This is a genomic window from Agromyces sp. NPDC057679 (genome assembly GCF_042799635.1).
Taxonomy (GTDB): Bacteria; Actinomycetota; Actinomycetes; order Actinomycetales; family Microbacteriaceae; genus Agromyces.
Window position 1 is genome coordinate 177,568 of the sequence record NZ_JBHVIK010000002.1, and the last position, 19,108, is coordinate 196,675.

At 70.3% G+C, this 19,108-nt stretch carries 18 protein-coding genes; 17 read left to right on the plus strand and 1 reads right to left on the minus strand.

The window, feature by feature from the left end:
- Position 1: 1 nt before the first annotated feature.
- The 15 genes from ACFVAJ_RS07725 to ACFVAJ_RS07795 all read left to right on the plus strand — a co-directional run bounded on the left by ACFVAJ_RS07725 (position 2) and on the right by ACFVAJ_RS07795 (position 15,027).
- Positions 2-1,045 (plus strand): metal ABC transporter permease, encoded by a 1,044-nt coding sequence (locus ACFVAJ_RS07725; protein WP_376942792.1) that lies wholly within the window; start codon positions 2-4, stop codon positions 1,043-1,045.
- Positions 1,045-1,887, plus strand: a complete 843-nt coding sequence (locus ACFVAJ_RS07730) for a metal ABC transporter permease (protein WP_376942794.1) — start codon at positions 1,045-1,047, stop codon at positions 1,885-1,887. The genes ACFVAJ_RS07725 and ACFVAJ_RS07730 overlap by 1 nt, the downstream gene beginning before the upstream one ends.
- Positions 1,884-2,306, plus strand: coding sequence for a Fur family transcriptional regulator (locus ACFVAJ_RS07735; RefSeq protein ID WP_376942796.1), 423 nt, complete (start codon positions 1,884-1,886; stop codon positions 2,304-2,306). Before ACFVAJ_RS07730 ends, ACFVAJ_RS07735 begins: the two co-directional genes overlap by 4 nt.
- 353 nt (positions 2,307-2,659) lie before the next feature.
- Positions 2,660-4,021, plus strand: coding sequence for a glycine betaine/L-proline ABC transporter ATP-binding protein (locus tag ACFVAJ_RS07740; protein ID WP_376942798.1), 1,362 nt, complete (start codon positions 2,660-2,662; stop codon positions 4,019-4,021).
- Entirely contained in the window at positions 4,018-4,968 is a 951-nt protein-coding gene (locus ACFVAJ_RS07745; RefSeq protein ID WP_376942800.1) for an ABC transporter permease, read from the plus strand. The genes ACFVAJ_RS07740 and ACFVAJ_RS07745 overlap by 4 nt, the downstream gene beginning before the upstream one ends.
- A gap of 88 nt (positions 4,969-5,056) precedes the next feature.
- Positions 5,057-5,950: a glycine betaine ABC transporter substrate-binding protein gene (locus ACFVAJ_RS07750; protein ID WP_376942802.1), complete on the plus strand. Its 894-nt coding sequence runs from the start codon at positions 5,057-5,059 to the stop codon at positions 5,948-5,950.
- Between the two features lie 235 nt (positions 5,951-6,185).
- On the plus strand, positions 6,186-7,559 hold the full coding sequence (locus ACFVAJ_RS07755; protein WP_376942804.1) for a glutamate decarboxylase: 1,374 nt from the start codon (positions 6,186-6,188) through the stop codon (positions 7,557-7,559).
- Between the two features lie 10 nt (positions 7,560-7,569).
- The gene (locus ACFVAJ_RS07760; protein WP_376942806.1) at positions 7,570-9,141 is read left to right on the plus strand and encodes an amino acid permease; all 1,572 of its coding nucleotides are present in this window, start codon (positions 7,570-7,572) and stop codon (positions 9,139-9,141) included.
- Positions 9,138-9,812 (plus strand): YrhK family protein, encoded by a 675-nt coding sequence (locus ACFVAJ_RS07765; protein WP_376942808.1) that lies wholly within the window; start codon positions 9,138-9,140, stop codon positions 9,810-9,812. Before ACFVAJ_RS07760 ends, ACFVAJ_RS07765 begins: the two co-directional genes overlap by 4 nt.
- A 228-nt stretch (positions 9,813-10,040) precedes the next feature.
- Positions 10,041-10,277: a 50S ribosomal protein L28 gene (rpmB, locus tag ACFVAJ_RS07770; protein WP_157423720.1), complete on the plus strand. Its 237-nt coding sequence runs from the start codon at positions 10,041-10,043 to the stop codon at positions 10,275-10,277.
- Complete coding sequence (gene rpmG / locus ACFVAJ_RS07775) at positions 10,277-10,444, plus strand: 50S ribosomal protein L33 (RefSeq protein WP_157423719.1); 168 nt, start codon at positions 10,277-10,279, stop codon at positions 10,442-10,444. Before rpmB ends, rpmG begins: the two co-directional genes overlap by 1 nt.
- 3 nt (positions 10,445-10,447) lie before the next feature.
- Entirely contained in the window at positions 10,448-10,753 is a 306-nt protein-coding gene (rpsN, locus tag ACFVAJ_RS07780; RefSeq protein ID WP_022889040.1) for a 30S ribosomal protein S14, read from the plus strand.
- Positions 10,754-10,954: 201 nt separating this feature from the next.
- Positions 10,955-12,328, plus strand: coding sequence for a PxKF domain-containing protein (locus ACFVAJ_RS07785; RefSeq protein ID WP_376942810.1), 1,374 nt, complete (start codon positions 10,955-10,957; stop codon positions 12,326-12,328).
- 204 nt (positions 12,329-12,532) lie between these two features.
- Entirely contained in the window at positions 12,533-12,820 is a 288-nt protein-coding gene (locus ACFVAJ_RS07790) for an HU family DNA-binding protein (RefSeq protein ID WP_022889039.1), read from the plus strand.
- A gap of 230 nt (positions 12,821-13,050) precedes the next feature.
- Positions 13,051-15,027, plus strand: a complete 1,977-nt coding sequence (locus ACFVAJ_RS07795; protein WP_376942812.1) for a cytochrome c oxidase assembly protein — start codon at positions 13,051-13,053, stop codon at positions 15,025-15,027.
- Between the two features lie 18 nt (positions 15,028-15,045).
- Here ACFVAJ_RS07795 and ACFVAJ_RS07800 read toward each other — a convergent pair whose 3' ends face one another.
- Positions 15,046-16,092, minus strand: a complete 1,047-nt coding sequence (locus tag ACFVAJ_RS07800; protein ID WP_376942814.1) for a hypothetical protein — start codon at positions 16,090-16,092, stop codon at positions 15,046-15,048.
- Between the two features lie 193 nt (positions 16,093-16,285).
- On the opposite strand from ACFVAJ_RS07800, the gene ACFVAJ_RS07805 reads away from it, so the two are divergent.
- On the plus strand, positions 16,286-17,593 hold the full coding sequence (locus tag ACFVAJ_RS07805; RefSeq protein WP_376942816.1) for an ATP-dependent RecD-like DNA helicase: 1,308 nt from the start codon (positions 16,286-16,288) through the stop codon (positions 17,591-17,593).
- 183 nt (positions 17,594-17,776) lie between these two features.
- On the plus strand, positions 17,777-19,096 hold the full coding sequence (locus ACFVAJ_RS07810; RefSeq protein WP_376942818.1) for a serine hydrolase domain-containing protein: 1,320 nt from the start codon (positions 17,777-17,779) through the stop codon (positions 19,094-19,096).
- The last annotated feature ends 12 nt before the right edge of the window (positions 19,097-19,108 follow it).

Below are 19,108 nucleotides of genomic sequence, written 5' to 3' on the forward strand. Positions count from 1 at the left end.
GATGTCGCTGACCGACGCGCTCTTCACCGCGTTCTCGATTCCGTTCATGGCGCGCGCACTCATCGTGATGCTCGTCCTCGCGGTCGTCGCCGGGGTCGTCGGGGTGCTCGTGAACCTGCGCGGACTCGAGTTCATCAGCGACGGGCTCACGCACGCCGTGTTCCCCGGCCTGGCCATCGGACTCGCCGTCGGCGGCGCGAGCGGGCTCCTGCCCGGTGCCGCGATCGCGGCCCTCGCCGGCGCGCTCGCGCTGACCTGGCTCGACCGGGCCGGCATCACCTCGGACGCGGCGATCGCGATCGTGCTCACCGCGACCTTCAGCGTCGGCGTCATCGTGGTCTCGAAGAGCGATGACTACGCGGGCGAGCTCGAGGCGCTGCTCTTCGGGCGAGTGCTGACCATTCCGCCCGATCAGGTGGTGCCGCTCGTCGTCGTGAGCCTCATCGCCCTGCTCGCCGTCGTGCTGACGCTCAAGCAGCAGCTCTTCCGCGCCTTCGACGCGCGCGGCAGCCGTGCGGCCGGCGACTCGGTGCTCGTGCTCGACCTGGTGCTGAACGCCGCGATCGCGCTCGTCGTGGTCGCCGCGGCGGCGACGGTGGGCACGCTGCTCGTGCTGGCGCTGCTGATCGTGCCGGGCGCCGTCGCACGGCTCGTGACGCGACGGCTGTGGTGGCTCTTCCCCGCGGCCGCTGCGTTCGCCGCGCTGAGTGCCTGGGTCGGGCTGTCGGCCGGGTTCGCGATCTCGGTGGGGGCGGGGATCGACGTCCCGGCCGGTGCGACGATCGTCGGGGTGTTCGTGCTCGGGTACGCACTGGTGCTCGCGGTCGCGTCGTGCGTTCGTGCCATCGGCGCCCGCCCTGCGGGGAGCCGACCGGCCCCGACGCCGCGACCCCGTTCGGGAGGAGATCGCACGCTCGGGAGGATGGAATCGGGGATCGCCTCCTCCCGATCCGCCGAAGTCCTCCCCAACGCCACGGCGACGGCGGCGGCGGCGGCGACGCCCACTGCGACGCGGAAGCCCGGCTCGACGGGGGAGGAGCGCTGATGGGCTACTTCGAACGCGCCCTGTTCGCCGCCATCGTGATCGGCGTCGGTGCCGGGTTCGTCGGCGCGCTCGTGGTGCTGCGCAAGCGCACCTTCTTCGCGCAGGCGCTCACTCACGGCACGTACCCGGGCGCGGTCGCCGCGGCGGCGCTCGGCGTGAGCGTGCCGGCGGGCGCTGCGGTCGCCTCGGTCGTGCTCGTCGTGATCATGGCCGGCATCGCGCGCGTGCGCCGTCAGGGCGCCCAGGTCGCCGCGGGCATCGTGCTCACCGGCGGCTTCGCCGCGGGCGCGCTCCTGCAGTCCCTCATCCCGGGGCTGCCCGTGCGGGCCGAGAGCCTGCTGGTCGGCTCGATCCTCACCGTCAGCGACGGAGACATTCTGCTCGCGGCATGCGTCGCGCTGCTCGCGGTGGTGCTGGTCGCGCTGTTCGGCAAGGAGATCGCGCTCTCGACGTTCGACCCGGCGGGCTTCCGTGCGATGGGCTACCGGGAATGGCCGATCGAGCTGCTCGTGCTCGGGCTCACCGCGGCCTCCGTCGTCAGCTCGCTCCCGGCGGTCGGCGCGATCCTCGCGATCGCGCTCATCGCGGCCCCGGCAGCGGCCGCGCGCCTCGTGGTCGGCTCCTTCCGCGGGGTGCTCGTCGTCGCCCCCCTGATCGGCGCGGCGTCGGGGGTGCTCGGCGTGCTCGCATCCCGCGCCTTCGCGATCGCCGCCGGCCCGGCGATCGCCCTCGCCGCGACCGCGTTCTTCCTCCTCGCACTGGGACTCTCCAAGCTTCGAGGGCTAGCGTGGAGACGGACCGACATCCCCGTCGAGACCGCGGAGGGCGCACGAATCGCATGAAACGCAACACCTGGCAGCGCGAGGCCGTTCGCGAGGCGCTCGATTCGACCGAGGGCTTCATCAGCGCGCAGGCGCTGCACTCCGCGCTGCACGCGAGCGGTTCGCCGATCGGGCTCGCGACGGTCTACCGCGCGCTCGGCGACCTCGCGACGAGCGGCGAGGCCGATTCGCTGCAGTCGCCCGAGGGCGAGGCGCTGTACCGGGCGTGCTCGACGACGGGACACCATCACCACCTCATCTGCCGCAACTGCGGGCTGACGGTCGAGATCGCGGCCGACGAGGTGGAGGCGTGGGCGAAGGGCATCGCGGCCGAGCACGGCTTCACCCAGGCGGCCCACGTGGTCGACGTCTTCGGGCTCTGCGCGAACTGCACGCAACTCGCCGCCCGAGAGCCCGGCGCCGTCGGCGCGGGGGAGTAGGCCCGAAACGAAAACCCCGATCAGCGCCGAATAGCGCGGCTCGATTGGGTTCTTCCGCGTTTCATCGATAGCGTGGACGACGGTCCTGCGAGACCGATCGCCCAGTCCGCGGTTCGATATTCCCGAACGGGAATCCTCGGAGCGTATGGTTCGGCGGTGAGGCATCCGGCCCCGATGGCCGGACGCGACGACGCCCTGTTTCGCCCGACGATCGCATTTCGCGCCGGGCTTGAGTCCAGGGCGTCCGATTCACCGCCAACCCGGCCGTGACCCACGAGTTCGGCGCACCACCGATTCGACCGCGCAACCCTACGCCTGCGCGGTGATCGGCGCGCCCTCAGGGAGCCCGATCCATGCCAGACAACCCGAACACCGGCTCACCGTTGCCGGAGACCACCGCGCTCGAGGTGCGCCACCTCACCAAGTTCTTCGGACGGAAGCCGCGCGAGGCCCTCGAGCGCCTGAAGCAGGGCGCGGGCCGCGACGCGGTCGCGGCGCTCGGTACCGCCGCCGTCATCGACGCCGACTTCGACGTTCGCCGGGGCGAGATCTTCGTCGTCATGGGCCTCTCGGGCTCGGGCAAGTCGACCCTGATCCGAATGCTGAACGGGCTCGTCGAGCCGACCGACGGCACCGTCACGGTGATGGGGGAGCAGATCTCCGACGTCGCACCCAAGCGCCTGCGCGCCGTCCGTCGGCGCCGGGTCTCCATGGTGTTCCAGCACTTCGCGCTGCTGCCGCATCGGACCGTCCGCGAGAACGCCGCCTACGGGCTCGAGATCCAGGGCGTCCCGCTCGCCGAGCGGCGAGCCCGCGCCGACCGGATCCTCGACCGGGTCGGTCTCGGGGGATGGGGCGACAAAATGCCCGACGAGCTCTCGGGCGGCATGCAGCAACGCGTCGGCCTCGCCCGCGCCCTCGCCTCGGACACCGACATCCTGCTCATGGACGAGGCCTTCTCGGCCCTCGACCCGCTGATCCGCCGCGAGATGCAGGAGCAGCTCGTCGAGCTGCAGCAGGAGCTCGGCAAGACGATCGTCTTCATCACCCACGACCTCAACGAGGCCATGTTCCTCGGTGATCGCATCGCCGTCATGCGCGACGGCCGCATCGTGCAGCTCGGCACCGCCGAGGAGATCCTCACCGACCCCGCCGACGACTACGTCGCCCAGTTCGTGCAGGACGTCGACCGTGCGCGGGTGCTCACCGCGGGCAACGTCATGGAGGCACCGCGCGCCGTGGTGACCGCGTCGGCGGGCCCGCGCGCGGCGCTGCGGTCCATGCGCGACCTGCAGACGTCGATGGTGTTCGTCGTCGGCAACGGCCGGCGCCTCCTGGGTGTCGCCCACGACCGCGACGTGCTGCGGCTCGTGCAGCGCGGGGAGCGGGATCTCGCGGGCGTCATCAGCGACGACCACCCCGTCGTCGGCGTCGACGAGCACCTCTCCGAGCTCTTCGGGAGCGCCGTCGAGAGCCAGCTCCCGCTCGCCGTCGTCGACGACCAGGGCCGTCTCCTCGGTGCCGTGCCGAGGGTCACGCTGCTCGCCGCGCTCGGCAACGTGCCGACCGACACCGCCGAGCAGGCGATCATCGCGACCCCGGCGACCATCCCGGTCGACGTCATCACGGCGACGCTGCATCGCACGGCGGCGGCCGAGGCCGCGACGGCCGATGCCGCACCTGCGCCCGCCGCGGGGGAGAGGAGCCCGGCATGAACGACTTCCGCCTGCCGCTCGGCGAACTCGCCGAGTCGGTCATCGACTTCGTGACCGACGTCTTCGGCGGCTTCTTCGCCGTCGTGCGCGCGATCTTCGCGGGGCTCTACGACACCGTCGACCTCCTGCTCTCGGCCCCGCCGTTCGGCGCGATCATCGCCGTGTTCGCGGCGCTCGCCTTCCTCCTGCGGGGGTGGAAGCTCGCCGTCGGCACCGTCGTCGGCCTGCTCGTCATCGTCGGCGTCGACCAGTGGGAGAACGCCATGGACACGCTCGCACTGGTGCTCGTGGCCAGCGCGATCGCCATCGCGGTCGCCGTCCCCATCGGCATCCTCGCCGCACGATCCGACACCGCGTCGAAGATCATCCGCCCGATCCTCGACTTCATGCAGACCATGCCCGCCTTCGTCTACCTGATCCCGGCGCTCATCCTGTTCCGGGTCGGCGTCGTGCCCGGCATCGTCGCGACGATCGTGTTCGCCATGGCGCCCGGCGTGCGGCTGACCGAGCTCGGCATCCGCGGCGTCGACAAGGAGGTGGTCGAGGCCGGCCACGCCTTCGGCTCCTCGCCGTGGCGCATCCTCCGCCAGATCCAGCTGCCGCTCGCGATGCCGAGCATCATGGCGGGCGTCAACCAGGTCATCATGCTCTCGCTCTCGATGGTCGTCATCGCGGGCATGGTCGGCGCGGGCGGCCTCGGCGGCCAGGTCGTGCAGTCGCTCACCCGGATCGACGTCGGCCTCGGCTTCGAGGCGGGGCTCTCCGTCGTGATCCTCGCGATCATCCTCGATCGGCTCACCGGGGCGCTCGGCGGCCTGCGCGGTCGCCGTGCGAAGCGGGTCAGGCGATCGGATGCCTCGGCGCGCGACCCGCAGCCGCCCGCGCCGGGTTCTGTGCCCGAGCCCGCCGCGAACGGGGCGGGCCCCGTGGCATCCCTCGCGCCCTGACCGCTCGAATCGCTCACCCGACCCGCCGCGCGGAATCGCGCGGCGCTCCCCAACACCCGTGCCACAGCACACGGGAGGAAAGGAACACATGAAGAAGCGCACACTCACCGGAGCACTCGCACTCGGGACGGTCTCCGTGCTCGCCCTCGGCGGCTGCGCCGCCGGCGCCGACGCCGCGACGCTCGAGAACGGCGACCAGCAGGAGGTCACCATCGCCGTGTTCAACGGCTGGGACGAGGGCATCGCCGCGAGCGAGCTCTGGAAGGCCGTGCTCACCGAGCAGGGCTACGACGTCACCCTCGAGTACGCCGACCCCGCCCCGGTCTACTCGGGCCTCACCACCGACGACTACGACGTCACGCTCGACACCTGGCTGCCGACCACCCACGCCGACTACATCGACCAGTACGGCGACGAGCTCGTCGACCTCGGCGCCTGGAACGAGGACGCGAAGCTCACGATCGCCGTGAACGCCGACGCCCCGGTCGACTCGCTCGAGGAGCTCGCCGCGAACGCCGGCGCCTTCGGCAACAAACTGGTCGGCATCGAGCCCGGCTCGGGACTCAACCGGGTCACCGAGGAGGAGGTGATCCCGGCCTACGGCCTCGAGAAGATGGAGTACCTCACGAGCTCGACGCCCGCGATGCTCTCCGAGCTCACGGCGGCGACGAAGGCCGGCGAGAACATCGCCGTCACGCTGTGGCGCCCGCACTGGGCGTACGACGCGTTCCCGCTCAAGGACCTCGCCGACCCCGAGGGTGCACTCGGCGACGCCGAGGGCATCCACGCCTTCGGCGGCAAGACCTTCGTCGAGCGCTACCCGACGCTGGCGATGTGGCTCGCCGACTTCGAGATGGACTCCGAGCTGCTGTTCTCGCTCGAGAACGCGATGTTCAACGAGGCCGACACCGACGACTACGGCCCCGTGGTCGAGGCGTGGATCGACGAGAACCGGGAGTACGTCGACTCGCTGACGGAGTGAGCCGCACGCGCTGACGGCGCAGAACGGGCGAGGGGATGCCACGGAGCATCCCCTCGCCCGTCGTCGTTCAGCCGTGCGTGGGCGCGGATTCACGCGATCTCCATATCGCCGGAGCGGGGTCGCGGACTACGATCGCAAATGGATGCGGATTTCCGGGGGGAACGGATCCGCCCGTCGCGCGTCCGCGGCGCCGTCGACTCGGTGCCGCGAGCACTCACGCCCGGGAGGGATGACGATGGCCGAGCAGGACGACAACGCGTACACGCCGAGGTTCGCACGACCCGGTGAGGCGACGATCACCGACCGGCATCGGATTCCGCCGGGGGAGTCGCTGCCGCAGACGGCCTACCAGATCATCCGCGACGAGGTCATGCTCGATGGCAATGCGCGCCTGAACCTCGCGACCTTCGTCACCACGTGGATGGACGACGAGGCCAAGGCGCTCTACACCGAGGCCTTCGACAAGAACATGATCGACAAGGACGAGTACCCGCAGACCGCGGCGATCGAGGAGAAGTGCTGGCGCATGATGGCCGCCCTCTGGAACTCGCCCGATCCCGAGGGCACGATCGGCACGTCCACGATCGGGTCGTCGGAGGCGGCCATGCTCGGCGGCCTCGCGATGAAGCGCCGGTGGCAGCAGGCGCGCCGCGCCGCCGGGAAGGACGCCTCGAAGCCGAACATGGTGATGTCGAGCGCCGTGCAGGTCTGCTGGGAGAAGTTCTGCAACTACTTCGACGTCGAGCCGCGCTACGTGCCGGTGAGCGACGAGCACCCGATGCTCGACGGTTCGCAGCTCGAGCCGTACATCGACGAGAACACGATCGGCGTCGTCGTGATCATGGGCGTCACCTACACGGGCGCGTACGAGCCGGTCAAGGAGATCTCCGAGGCGCTCGACGCACTGCAGGCGAAGACCGGGCTCGACGTGCCGATCCACGTCGACGGCGCCTCCGGGGCGATGATCGCCCCGTTCCTGCAGCACGACCTCGAGTGGGACTTCCGCCTGCCCCGGGTGCACTCGATCAACACCTCGGGGCACAAGTACGGCCTCGTCTACCCGGGTCTCGGCTGGGTCGTCTGGCGCACCGCCGACGTGCTGCCCGACGACCTCATCTTCCGGGTCAGCTACCTCGGCGGCGAGATGCCGACGCTCGCGCTCAACTTCTCGCGACCGGGCGCGCAGGTGCTGCTGCAGTACTTCCTCTTCCTGCGTCTCGGCGTGACGGGGTACACCGCCGTGCAGCAGGCCTCCCAGGACGTGGCGCTGTACCTCTCGAAGGGGATCGGCAAGATCGACGCGTTCGAGCTCATCAGCGACGGCAGTGACATCCCGGTGTTCGCGTGGCGGTTGAAGGCCGGCCACACCGACAACTGGAACCTCTATCACCTGCAGGACCGCCTTCGTCAGAAGGGATGGCTCGTGCCCGCGTACCCGCTGCCCGACGACCTGAGCGACCGCACCGTGCAGCGCATCGTCGTGCGCAACGGCCTCAGCATGGACCTCGCCGCGGAGCTGCTGCGCGACATCGAGACCGAGACCGCGTACCTCGACGCGCTCGAGTCGCCGATGCCCGTCGAGGGTCAGCGGCCCGGATTCCACCACTGAGGCGGCCGGCATGTCCGCAGATGCGACCGCCTCGACGGATGCGTCGGGGCGGGCCGCCTCCAACCATCCGCTCGCCCCGCGCAGCGCCGTCACGAGCTTCCTCGGGGTGGGACAGCTCGCCCTGCTCACCCTCGTCGTCGTGGCGAGCCTGCGCTCGCTGCCGGCGATGGCGGTCTTCGGCCTCGGCAGCGTGACGCTCTACATCATCCCGGCGATCTTCTTCCTCGTCCCGACTGCGCTCGTCGCCGCTGAACTGGCCACCGGGTGGAAGGGCGGGGTCTACATCTGGATCCGGGAGGCGCTCGGCAACCGCTGGGGGTTCACGGCGGTCTGGTTGCAGTGGATCCAGAACGTCGTCTGGTACCCGACCCAGCTCTCGTTCATCGCGGCGGCGCTGGCGTTCGTGTTCTTCGATCCGAAGCTCTCGAACTCGGGGTTCTTCACCGCCGTGGTGATCCTCGTGCTCTACTGGGGCTCGACGCTCATCACGCTGCGCGGCGGCAACCTGTTCGCGAAGCTCGGATCATGGGGCGGCATCCTCGGAACCGTGCTGCCGGCGGCACTGCTCATCGTCTTCGGCGCGATGTGGGTGTTCGGCGGGGAGAAGAGCGAGGTGCCGCTGGAGGCCTCGGCGATCATCCCGCCGTTCACCGGACTCGCCTCGATCGTGCTCATCGTCTCGAACGTGCTCGCCTATGCGGGCATGGAGGTGAACGCGGTGCACGTGAACCAGATGAAGGATCCCGGCAGGGGGTATCCGCGCTCGGTGTTCCTCGCGGCGATCCTCATCCTGCTCGTGTTCATCCTGCCGACCATCGCGATCGCGGTCGCCGTGCCGCAGAAGGAGCTGGGGCTGACGAACGGCATCATGCTCGCCTTCCAGGAGTACTTCAGTCACTGGGGCATCGGCGAGTGGGCCACCGCGGTCGTGTCGGCGCTCATCGCGGCGGGCGCGCTCGCCTCGGTGGTCGCCTGGATCGCCGGACCGTCGAAGGGGCTGCTCGCCGCCGCCGAGACCGGGCTGCTGCCGCCGGCGCTGCAGAAGCGCAACCGCGAAGGCGTGCAGACCGGCATCCTCGTGCTGCAGGGCTCGATCGTCACGCTGCTCGCCGCGATCTTCATCATCGTGCCCGACGTCAGTGCCGCGTTCGTCGCGCTGATCGACATGGCCGCCGCGCTCTACCTCATCATGTACATGCTGATGTTCGCCTCGGCGATCGTGCTCAGGCGCACGGCGCCCGACGTGAAGCGCGCCTACCGCGTCCCCGCGATGAACCTCGTCGCGGGGATCGGGTTCGTCGCCTGCCTCGCGGCGTTCCTGCTGGCGTTCATCCCGCCCGACGGCTTCACGGCGTTCCCTGCTGCGGCGTACCCCTGGATCGTGGGCGCGGTCATCGTCGTGCTCGGGGTGCCGCCGCTCATCTTCTATGCGGCGCGACGGCCGGGCTGGGATCGGCGCAGCGACGCCGAGAAGGCCAGGCGCGGCACGCATGAGGAGGATGACGGCACCGCGACGGGCTCGGCACCCGGCGCCGCGCGCGGCTCGGCATCGTCGTCGCAGCCCGGCTCGGACGCGACGTGAGCCCGGCCGACGGAACGGCGACGGCGGCCGAACCCCGGCGCCGGCTCCGCCTGCGCCGCGAGGCCTGGGGCTTCGCGATCGGCTCGCTCTGCTTCCTCGTCGGCGCCGTCCCCTTCTACGCGGAATGGGCGGGCGCCGTCGGCGTCGGCGTCACCTTCTTCGTCGGCTCGATCTTCTTCACGCTCGCCGCGTTCATCCAGTTGAGTCTCAGCGGGCGGAGGGTGCCGAGGCGGGGGACCAATCGGGCCGACTTCTGGGACTGGTGGGCCGCCGCCGTGCAGTTCGCCGGCACGCTCTGCTTCAACGTGAGCACGGCGGTGGCGCTGGCGGCCGCGGTCGCCGATCCGACCCGTCTCGGGGCCGGGTGGCGCCCCGACGCGTACGGATCGGTCGCGTTCCTCGTCTCGAGCGCCTTCGCGATCGTCGCGACGCGGGATCGCGGCGAGCTCTGGGACCGCGACGCCCGCTCGTGGCACGGCACGTGGCTGAACATGCTCGGGTCGATCGCGTTCGCGGTGTCGGCCGTCGGTGCCTATGTCGACCCCGAGAGCGGCACGCTCGTGAGCATGTTCTGGGCGAACCTCGGCACGCTCATCGGCGCCCTCTGCTTCCTCGTGGCGGCGCTGCTGTCGCGGCGGGCGATCGGGGGCGACGCCGCACCGCCTGCCTGAGCCCAACTGAATCCGCATGGGGGAGCGGCGTCGCCCCCGAGGCATCCGTGCTCGATTCGGCTGCGACCGGGCACTCTGCTAAACTGGCTCGTTGGCTGGGTACATCCACTGCCCAGACCGCGACAATCCCCTTCGTGCTCCGCGAGAAATCGCGGGATTCGGCGTGGGAACGTCAGCAGACAAGAGACCTTGGGAGGGGCATCCGCCCCTCGGTATTGGAGGAAACCAATGGCAGCAGTGTGCCAGGTGACCGGAGCCGTTCCCGGCTTCGGACACAACATCTCGCACTCGCACCGCCGGACGAAGCGCCGCTTCGACCCGAACGTGCAGAAGAAGACGTACTTCGTTCCGTCGCTCCGTCGCAACATCACGATCAACGTGTCCGCCAAGGGCATCAAGGTCATCGATGCTCGCGGCATCGAGGCGGTCGTTCGTGACATGCAGGCTCGTGGGGTGAAGTTCTAATGGCGAAGCAGCAGGACGTCCGTCCCATCATCAAGCTCCGTTCGACGGCAGGCACCGGGTTCACCTACGTGACCCGCAAGAACCGTCGCAACAACCCCGACCGTCTCGTGCTCAAGAAGTACGACCCGGTGATCCGCAAGCACGTCGACTTCCGAGAGGAGCGCTAAATCATGGCGAAGAAGAGCAAGATCGCTCGCAACGAGCAGCGCAAGGTGATCGTCGACCGCTACGCCGAGAAGCGTCTCGAGCTGAAGAAGGCGCTCGTCGACCCGAACGGCACCGACGAGAGCCGCGAGGCCGCTCGCGTGGGCCTGCAGAAGCTGCCCCGCAACGCATCGCCCATCCGCGTGCGTTCGCGTGACGCCATCGACGGCCGCCCCCGTGGCGTGCTCACCAAGTTCGGTGTCTCGCGTGTCCGCTTCCGCGACATGGCGCACCGTGGCGAGCTGCCCGGCATCACCAAGTCGAGCTGGTAAGCACGTAGCTTCACGCTTCACGAAGAGGGGCGCTCCGGAGGAATCCGGGGCGCCCCTCTTCTCGTCGTTTCGGGGGACTCCCCGTTGTGGTGGCACCACCACGGGGGCCTGCTGCCGGACGAACCGGTTCACCTAGCGTTGACCCACCCGTGCGGGTGGATGCGCATGCATGGGAATGCGCCGTCAACGGAGAGGAACGCGATGAAGCGCTGGAGCAGATCGATCCTGGGGGCGGCCGCGGCCGCCGCACTCGTGCTGGGCGGTGGTGCGATCGCGTACGCCGACGATCTCGAGACGACGGTCACAGGAGACGAGCTGACCGTGTCGGCGACGGACGTCGACCTCGGCGTCCTCGGCTGCGAGGCGAGCAAGAGCCTCCGCGTGACGATGAGGATCGATCGCGCCGGCGGCGGGTCGGCCGTCTTCAAGAACGGGTCGTTCGTGACCTTCACGGCCGGCGCCGACAGTGCGCAGGTGACGGCGACGCAGCCGGCACCGATCCAGATCCCCGGCGGATGGGAGGCCCTCCCGCCGCAGTCGACGACGGACAGCGACGCCACGACGTCGACGATCATCGTGGATGCGGGCGCCGTGAGCGGCGACTTCTCGGCCCACGTCACCTACGAGGCGATCGGGCCGTTGGCGAACCCCACCCCGGGCAACTCGACCCGGGAGCTCAGCGAGACCGTGAACCTCGAGTGGAGCGTCGACTGCGGAACCGGAGCGCCCGCCGACACGATCGCGCCGATCGTCGCGCTCGCCTGCCCGACCGAACCGATCCCGCAGGGCGAGGCGGCCGTCGCGACGTGGACGGCGAGCGACGAGGCGGGCGGTTCGGGTCTCGCGACCGCCGCGAGCGGCTCGATCGTGCTCGACACCTCGGTGCTCGGTGAGCACACTGCCACCGCCCCGGCCGGCACCGCCGTCGACAACGAGGGCAACGCCTCGGCCGAGGCCTCCTGCAGCTTCACCGTCGTGGACGTGACACCACCGGAGGTCGCGCTCAGCTGCCCGGCCGCACCGGTCCTGCTCGACTCGGTCGCCGAGGCGACGTGGACGGCGAGCGACGAGGACGGCGGTTCGGGTCTCGCGACCGCCGCGAGCGGCTCGATCGTGCTCGACACCTCGAGCGTCGGCGCGCACACCGCGATCGCCCCTGCGGGCACCGCGGTGGACAACGCCGGGAACGAGTCGGCCGAGGTGTCGTGCGAGTACTCGGTGATCTACGACTTCGCCGGGTTCTTCCGCCCGGTCGACATGAACGGCGTGGTGAACTCGGTCAAGGCGGGCAGCGCCGTGCCGATGAAGTTCAGCCTGGGCGGCGACGAGGGTCTCGACATCATCGCGGCCGGGTATCCGAAGGTGACCTTCTCCTCGTGCGACGCGAACGCCCCGGTCGACGCCGTCGAATCGACCGTGACCGCCGGCGGCAGCAGCCTGAGCTACGACGCGACCGCCGGCCAGTACGTCTACGTCTGGAAGAGCGACAAGAGCTGGGCGGGCAAGTGCGGCACCTTCGAGCTCGGGCTCGACGACGGGGTCGTCCGCACCGCGAAGTTCAAGTTCCTGAAGTAGCCGGGAGGCTCCGGAGGGGCGCAAACCCCTCCGGAGCGTCCGACACGCCGTGGGAAATCACCCAAGAAGCCCGGAAATCCGCGAGATTCCGCGGATCTCTGTTACATTCGAGGCGGCCTCAACGGCCACGGGGGCGGCGCAAGCTCGTTCCCGAATCTTCAACAAAGTGCTGTACATACAGCGAACGTCCGAGGAGGACATTCAATGGCTGACAAGTCGCTGAACAAGACCGAGCTCGTCGCGAAGATCGCTGCGTCGACCGGCCAGAGCCAGGCCACCGTCGACGCCGTGCTCGGCGGTCTGTTCGAGGCGCTCGCCGAGTCCGTGGGCTCGGGCACCAAGGTCTCCATCCCGGGCTGGCTCGCCGTCGAGCGCACGCACCGCGCTGCGCGCACCGGCCGCAACCCGCAGACGGGTGCCACCATCGAGATCCCGGCCGGCTACTCGGTCAAGGTCTCGGCCGGTTCGAAGCTCAAGGCTGCTGCCAAGTAACCAGAGCCTTCCGAAGGGGCGTGCGGCGTGAGCCGTGCGCCCCTTCGCCGTCCCGAGGCATCCCGACCCTGTTTCTCAGGAGCCGTCGCGTGTTTCTCAGGAAGTTTCGCGCGGAATCGGCCGCTGAGCGCCGATCCATCCTGAGAAACATGCGATTCTCGCGCTGGTCTCCTGAGAAGGGGTGACGAGTGCTCGGCAGACGTGCGGGTAGCGCCGTCTAGGCTGGTTCGGTGCCCCGCTCAGTCCGAGTGCTCGGTCCTGCCGTGCTCACCGCCGTCGCCCTCGCGGCGACCTTCGCCGCACTCTCGTTCGGCGGAGGCGCCGCCGAACAGCTGATCCAGGACCCGGGGCCGCTCGCCCGTTACGGCGTGCCGGTCGCGAAGCTCTTCGTGAACCTCGGCGCCGCCGGCATGATCGGCGCGCTCGTGCTCGCCGTCTGGGCGCTGAGCCCGAAGCGCCGCGAGTTCGACCTCGCGCTCGACGTCGCCGCCGCCTCGGCCGCGGTGATGACCGTCGCCAGCGCTGCGACCGGGCTGTTCACCTTCATCCTCGTCACGGCGGTGCCGTTCGACCTCAGCGACGCGTTCGGGCAGAAGCTCGGGCAGTTCGTCACGACGATCGAGCTCGGCCAGTCGTGGCTCATCACGACGCTCGTCGCGGCCGCCGTGACGGTGCTCTGCTTCGCGGTGCGCAACCACACGGCGCTCGTGTTCGTGACGGTGCTCGCGGTCGCCTCGCTCGTGCCGATGGCGCAGCAGGGTCACGCGGCAGGCGCCGCGGGCCACGCGGCCGCCGTCACGGGCCTCGGCCTGCACCTCGTCTTCGCAGCCGTCTGGCTCGGCGGACTCGTCACGATCGTGCTGCTGCAGCGCGAGCTCGGCGCGAAGCGCCTGCCGGTCGTGCTCGCGCGCTACTCGACCGTCGCGCTCATCTGCTTCATCGTCGTCGCGGTCTCGGGGTACGCGAGCGCGGCGCTGCGCATCGGCACCCTCGACCAGCTCGCGACGCCGTACGGCGCGCTCGTCGTCGTGAAGGTCGCGGCGCTGATCGCGCTCGGGCTGTTCGGTGCCGCGCAGCGCCGGTGGTTGATCGGTCGGATGACCCGCGGTACGGGTTCGGGGTCGGGCACGTTCTGGTGGCTCGTCGTCGCCGAGCTCGCGTTCATGGGCCTCGCCTCGGGTGTCGCGGCGGCGCTCGCGCGCACCGCCACCCCGGTCTCCGAGGAGGCCGGCGAGCTCGCGCGCACGCCCGCCGAGATCCTCACGGGCGAACCGCTGCCGCCGTGGCCCGAGACGTTCCGCTACTTCACCGAGTGGAATCCCGACCTGATCTGGCTGCTCGCGTGCGGCTTCGGCATCTTCTTCTACCTCGCCGGCGCCCGGCGCCTCCGCAAGCGCGGCGACAAGTGGCCGGTCTACCGCACCGTGCTCTGGGTCTCGGGCCTGCTGCTGCTCGCGTACGTGACCAACGGCGGCGTGAACGTCTACGAGCAGTACCTGTTCTCGGCGCACATGCTCGCGCACATGGTGCTGACGATGGCGGTGCCCGTGCTGCTCGTGCCGGGTGCGCCCGTCACGCTCGCGGCGCGCGCGATCAAGCCCCGCAAGGACGGCTCGCGCGGCGGCCGCGAGTGGATCATGCTTGCGGTGCACTCGAAGTTCGCCGGGATCATCGCGAACCCGATCGTCGCCGCGGTGCTCTTCGCCGGATCGCTTTGGGTGTTCTACTACTCGCCGCTGTTCCGCTGGACGATGTTCGACCACATCGGCCACGAGTGGATGATCGTGCACTTCCTCATCACGGGGTACCTCTTCGTGCAGTCGCTCATCGGCATCGACCCGGTGCCCTACCGGCTGCCGTACCCGTTCCGGCTGCTGCTGCTGCTCGGCACGATGGCCTTCCACGCCTTCTTCGGCCTCGCGATCATGACCGGCACGGGGCTGCTGCTCGCCGACTGGTACGGCGCGATGGGCTGGGGCACCGACGCGCTCGCCGACCAGCAGCTCGGCGGCGGCATCGCCTGGTCGATCGGCGAGATCCCGACCGTGGCGCTCGCGATCACGGTCGCGTTCCAGTGGTCGCGCAGCGACGAGAAGGAGTCGAAGCGCCGCGACCGCCACGCCGACCGCACGGGCGACGCCGAGCTCGAGGAGTACAACGCCCGGCTCGCCGCGATCGCCGAGCACGACAAGAGCTCCGCCGGCTGAGCTCGGTGGAACCGGACGCTACTCGAGCTGGATCGCGATCGACCCGTCGGGGCGGATCGTCGCAGCGAGCGCCAGCGTGAACGGGCGGTCTTCCTCGAGGGTGTAGTAGTGGCCGTCGAAGAGGTCCTGCACCTCGACGGAGATGTGCGCGACGCCCTCGGTGGGCGGCATGTCGAACGAGTCCTCGCCGGCGGTCAGCGTCACCTGCGGGGTCGTGAGGATGCTCCACGCCGGTTCGCTCGTGACCCGGTCGTCGATCTCGATGCCGAACGGGCAGTCGGCCGGCTGCAGCACGGGCTGGGCGGCGCACGCGGCGAGGTACTCGTCGACCTTCGTCTGCACGCGTTCGACGAACGCCGGGGTCGGCTGGGCGTCGACGGTGACGGAGACCTGCTCGCCGGCGCTCGCCGGCACGGTGACGTGCGGGGCCGCGAGCAGCGGCGAGTCGTACGAGAACTCGTACACGGCCGGGGCGATCGCGAGGTACTGGGCGACCTGCGTGAACGCGGTCAGCTCGTCGCCGGTCTTCGTCGCTCGGGTGTCGAGCGTCAGCGTGCCGACGGTGAAGAGCGGGTTGTGGGCCGCGGTCACGTCGATCACCGCGAGAGGGCTGTCGGAGAACTCCCATCGGGCGAGCACGCCGTAGAGGGCGTCGATGGGGCGCACCTCGAAGGTCGATTCGGCGATCTCGGTGCCGAGGCGGTAGCTCGCGGTCACCGAGTGGCTGCCGTCGGAGTGCGTGATGTCGTCGACGATGCTGATGTCTTCGGGCGCGGACTGGACGACACCGGAGCGCAGCATCGCCTTCGAGATGTCGGCGGGCAGGCCGAGATCCTCGAGGGTGGCGTCGTCGAGCGCCACGCCGGGGGTCGTCGACGCGGTCGCGATGTCGTCGTCGGCGATGGCCTCGAGGTAGCCCTTCACGAAGCTCGAGGCGCCGTAGATCGACTGGTTCAGCCCGCCGAGCGCGGCGAGGAAGGCGGCGATGAGGAGGGCGGCGAGCCCGGCCCACCCGGCGACGGCCAGCAGCGAGACCCGGCCCTTCACCTCGCTTGCGTTCCCCACCCGCACAGTCTATGTTTCGCGATGCCGGGAAGCTGAGCGTCTCCACAGCCGGGCGCGAAGGTCGCGGATGCCACGGAGTCGGCGCCGCGACCCCGGGCCGCCTCCGTCCGCGGTTACAGTGGGAGCGCCGCCGCGCGGGCTCCCACCCGGTTCGGCGCCGGCCCGAGACATCCGCCCCCTTCGAAAGACCGCCGTGCAGAACGTGACCCTCTCCCGCGAACAGGCCGCGGTGTTCCAGGCGATCGAGAGCACCCGCGAGCACGTCTTCGTGACGGGCCGCGCCGGCACCGGCAAGTCGACGCTGTTGAATCACCTGAACTGGCAGACGAAGAAGCAGATCGTGATCTGCGCGCCGACCGGGGTGGCGGCGCTGAACGTCGGCGGGCAGACGATCCACTCGCTCTTCCGCCTGCCGATCGGCGTCATCGCCGACCACGACATCGACCAGAACGACGCGGTCCGCAAGATCCTGAACGCGATGGACACCCTCGTCGTCGACGAGGTCTCGATGGTGAACGCCGACCTGATGGACGCGATGGACCGCTCGCTCCGGCAGGCGAGGCAGCGCCCGCTCGAGCCCTTCGGCGGCGCCCAGGTGGTGCTCTTCGGCGACCCGTACCAGCTCGCGCCCGTACCGGGCGATGCCGACGAGCGCGCCTACTTCGCCGACACCTACGACTCGATGTGGTTCTTCGACGCGAAGGTGTGGCGAGAGGCCGACCTGAAGATCTTCGAGCTCGGCGAGATCCACCGGCAGCACGACGACCAGTTCAAGCAGCTGCTGAACGCCGTGCGGCACGGGCGGGTGACGGCCGAGATGGCCGGCGTGCTGAACGGGGTGGGGGCCCGGCGCCCGCTGCCCGAGCAGGGGGCGATCACCCTGGCGACGACGAACAGCACGGTGAACCGCATCAACGCGACGGCGCTGAAGCGCCTGCCTGGCACCTCGAAGGCGAACGCGGCCGAGGTGAACGGCGACTTCGGCGGGCGGGCGTTCCCGGCCGACGAACGGCTCGAGCTGAAGGTCGGGGCGCAGGTGATGTTCCTCCGCAACGACACCGCGATCGGGCCCGAGGGGCAGCGGTGGGTGAACGGCACGATCGGCACGATCACCTCGCTGAAGCGCGAGGTGCGCGTCGAGATCGACGGCGAGGAGCACGAGATCGAGCCCGTCACCTGGGAGAAGTACCGCTACACCTGGGATCCGACGCGCAAGAAGCTCGAGAAGGAGATCGTCGCCGAGTTCACCCAGTTCCCGTTGCGGCTGGCCTGGGCGGTGACGATCCACAAGTCGCAGGGCGCGAGCTACGACACGGCGATCGTCGACCTCGGGCCGCGCGTGTTCAGCCCCGGGCAGACGTACGTCGCGCTGAGCCGGCTCACCTCGCTCGACGGGCTGTACCTGCAGCGGCCGCTGCGCCCCAGCGACATCATCGTGGACCGCAACGTCGAGCGCTTCATGGCGGGTGCGGCACGCGAGATCGGCACCGCCGCGCCCTGAGCCGGGGTGCGCCGACGGTCGTCCTGGTGCGGCCGACGCGGAGCGTCGAATCGGGAACCATCCGGGCCCGTCCGGACATAACCCTCTGAGAGGGATGCTCCGCCGCCCCCTCGCCGACCGCCCGCCGGGCGATTCCCGCATCGCGGGTTACAATTTCAGCGGACACACGGCTGAGGGGGCACGGTGGCTGACCGTACTGGGGGCAGGCGGCGAGCGGCTTCGGCACTCGCGGCGATCATCGCCGTACTCGCGCTCGCCGGATGCACCGGGGGATCCGTCGACCCGGCGGGGCGGTTCGAACCCGTCGATGCCGCCTATTCGGACGAGGTGGTGGAGCAGCTCGACCAGGTGCTCGAGCAGGCCGTGGCGCTCAGCGGATCGAGCGGCGGCGTCGCCGGCGTGTGGGCGCCGTGGGCTGGCGGGTGGACCGGGGCGTCCGGCACCGTCGACTTCCGCGAGAAGTCACGACCGGTGACCGAGGAGACGGACTTCCACCTCGCGACGGTGACCTCCGAGATCACGTGCCTCATCCTCCTCCGGCTCGTCGACGCGGGCACGGTCTCGCTCGACGACCCCGTCGCCGAGTACGTCGACCGGATTCCCGGACTCGAGGGGATCACCCTCGAGCAGCTGTGCCGTCACACCTCCGGTCTCGCCGACTACTACCCGGGGCTCGAGCCGCACGTCGTCGCGAACCCCGAGCGCATCTGGTCGCCGAACGAGCTCCTCGCCGGGGGCCTCGCGACGAAGCGCACGGGACAGCCCGGCGAGGCCTGGTCGTACTCGCGCACGGGTGTGCTGCTGCTCGCCCGCGCCCTCGAGGAGGCGACCGGCCGGGACTGGAACCAGCTCGCCGAGGAGTACGTGCTCGAGCCGCTGGGCCTCGACGACACCGGGATCCCGGCGCCCGACGACACCGGCCACCAGGGCGCACTCGGCGCGTATGCGGCGGGCATCGGCGGCGACGGCAAGGCCGATTGCGCGGTGATCCACGACGACTCCGCCCAGTCGAGTTCGATCGGCGCCGCTGCGGCGGGTGCGGTGTCCGACCTCGACGACACGCGGAAGCTGAGCGAGGCCTTCGCGACGGGCGTGCTCGTGGGCGAGCACAGTGCCCGCGAGCTCTGGACGACGGAGCATCTCGGCGGCGACGCCCCGGTCTGGGAGGAGTTCGGCCTCGGCGGCGCGCAGTACGGGCCGCTGCGCGGCACCGCGGGCGAGTCGGCCGGGTCGCTGACCGCCGCGTTCACCGACGCGACGACCGGACTGACGGTCGTCATCGCGCTCAACAACTCGACCTCGGGCGCCGCCTTCGTGCGCGAGACGGCGTTCGCCCTCGCCTCGATCGGGTCGAAGGCGGCCGCGATCGACGGTCGGGAGCAGCCGCTCGTGGAGCTGCCGTGGTCGCTCGAGCAGTCGACGACGAAGATGCAGGAGCTCGCACTCTGTCCGACCGCGCCCGAGGCCGCTGAGGCCGCGGGCGAGGAGCCTGCCGAGGGATAGCTCGGGGACGGC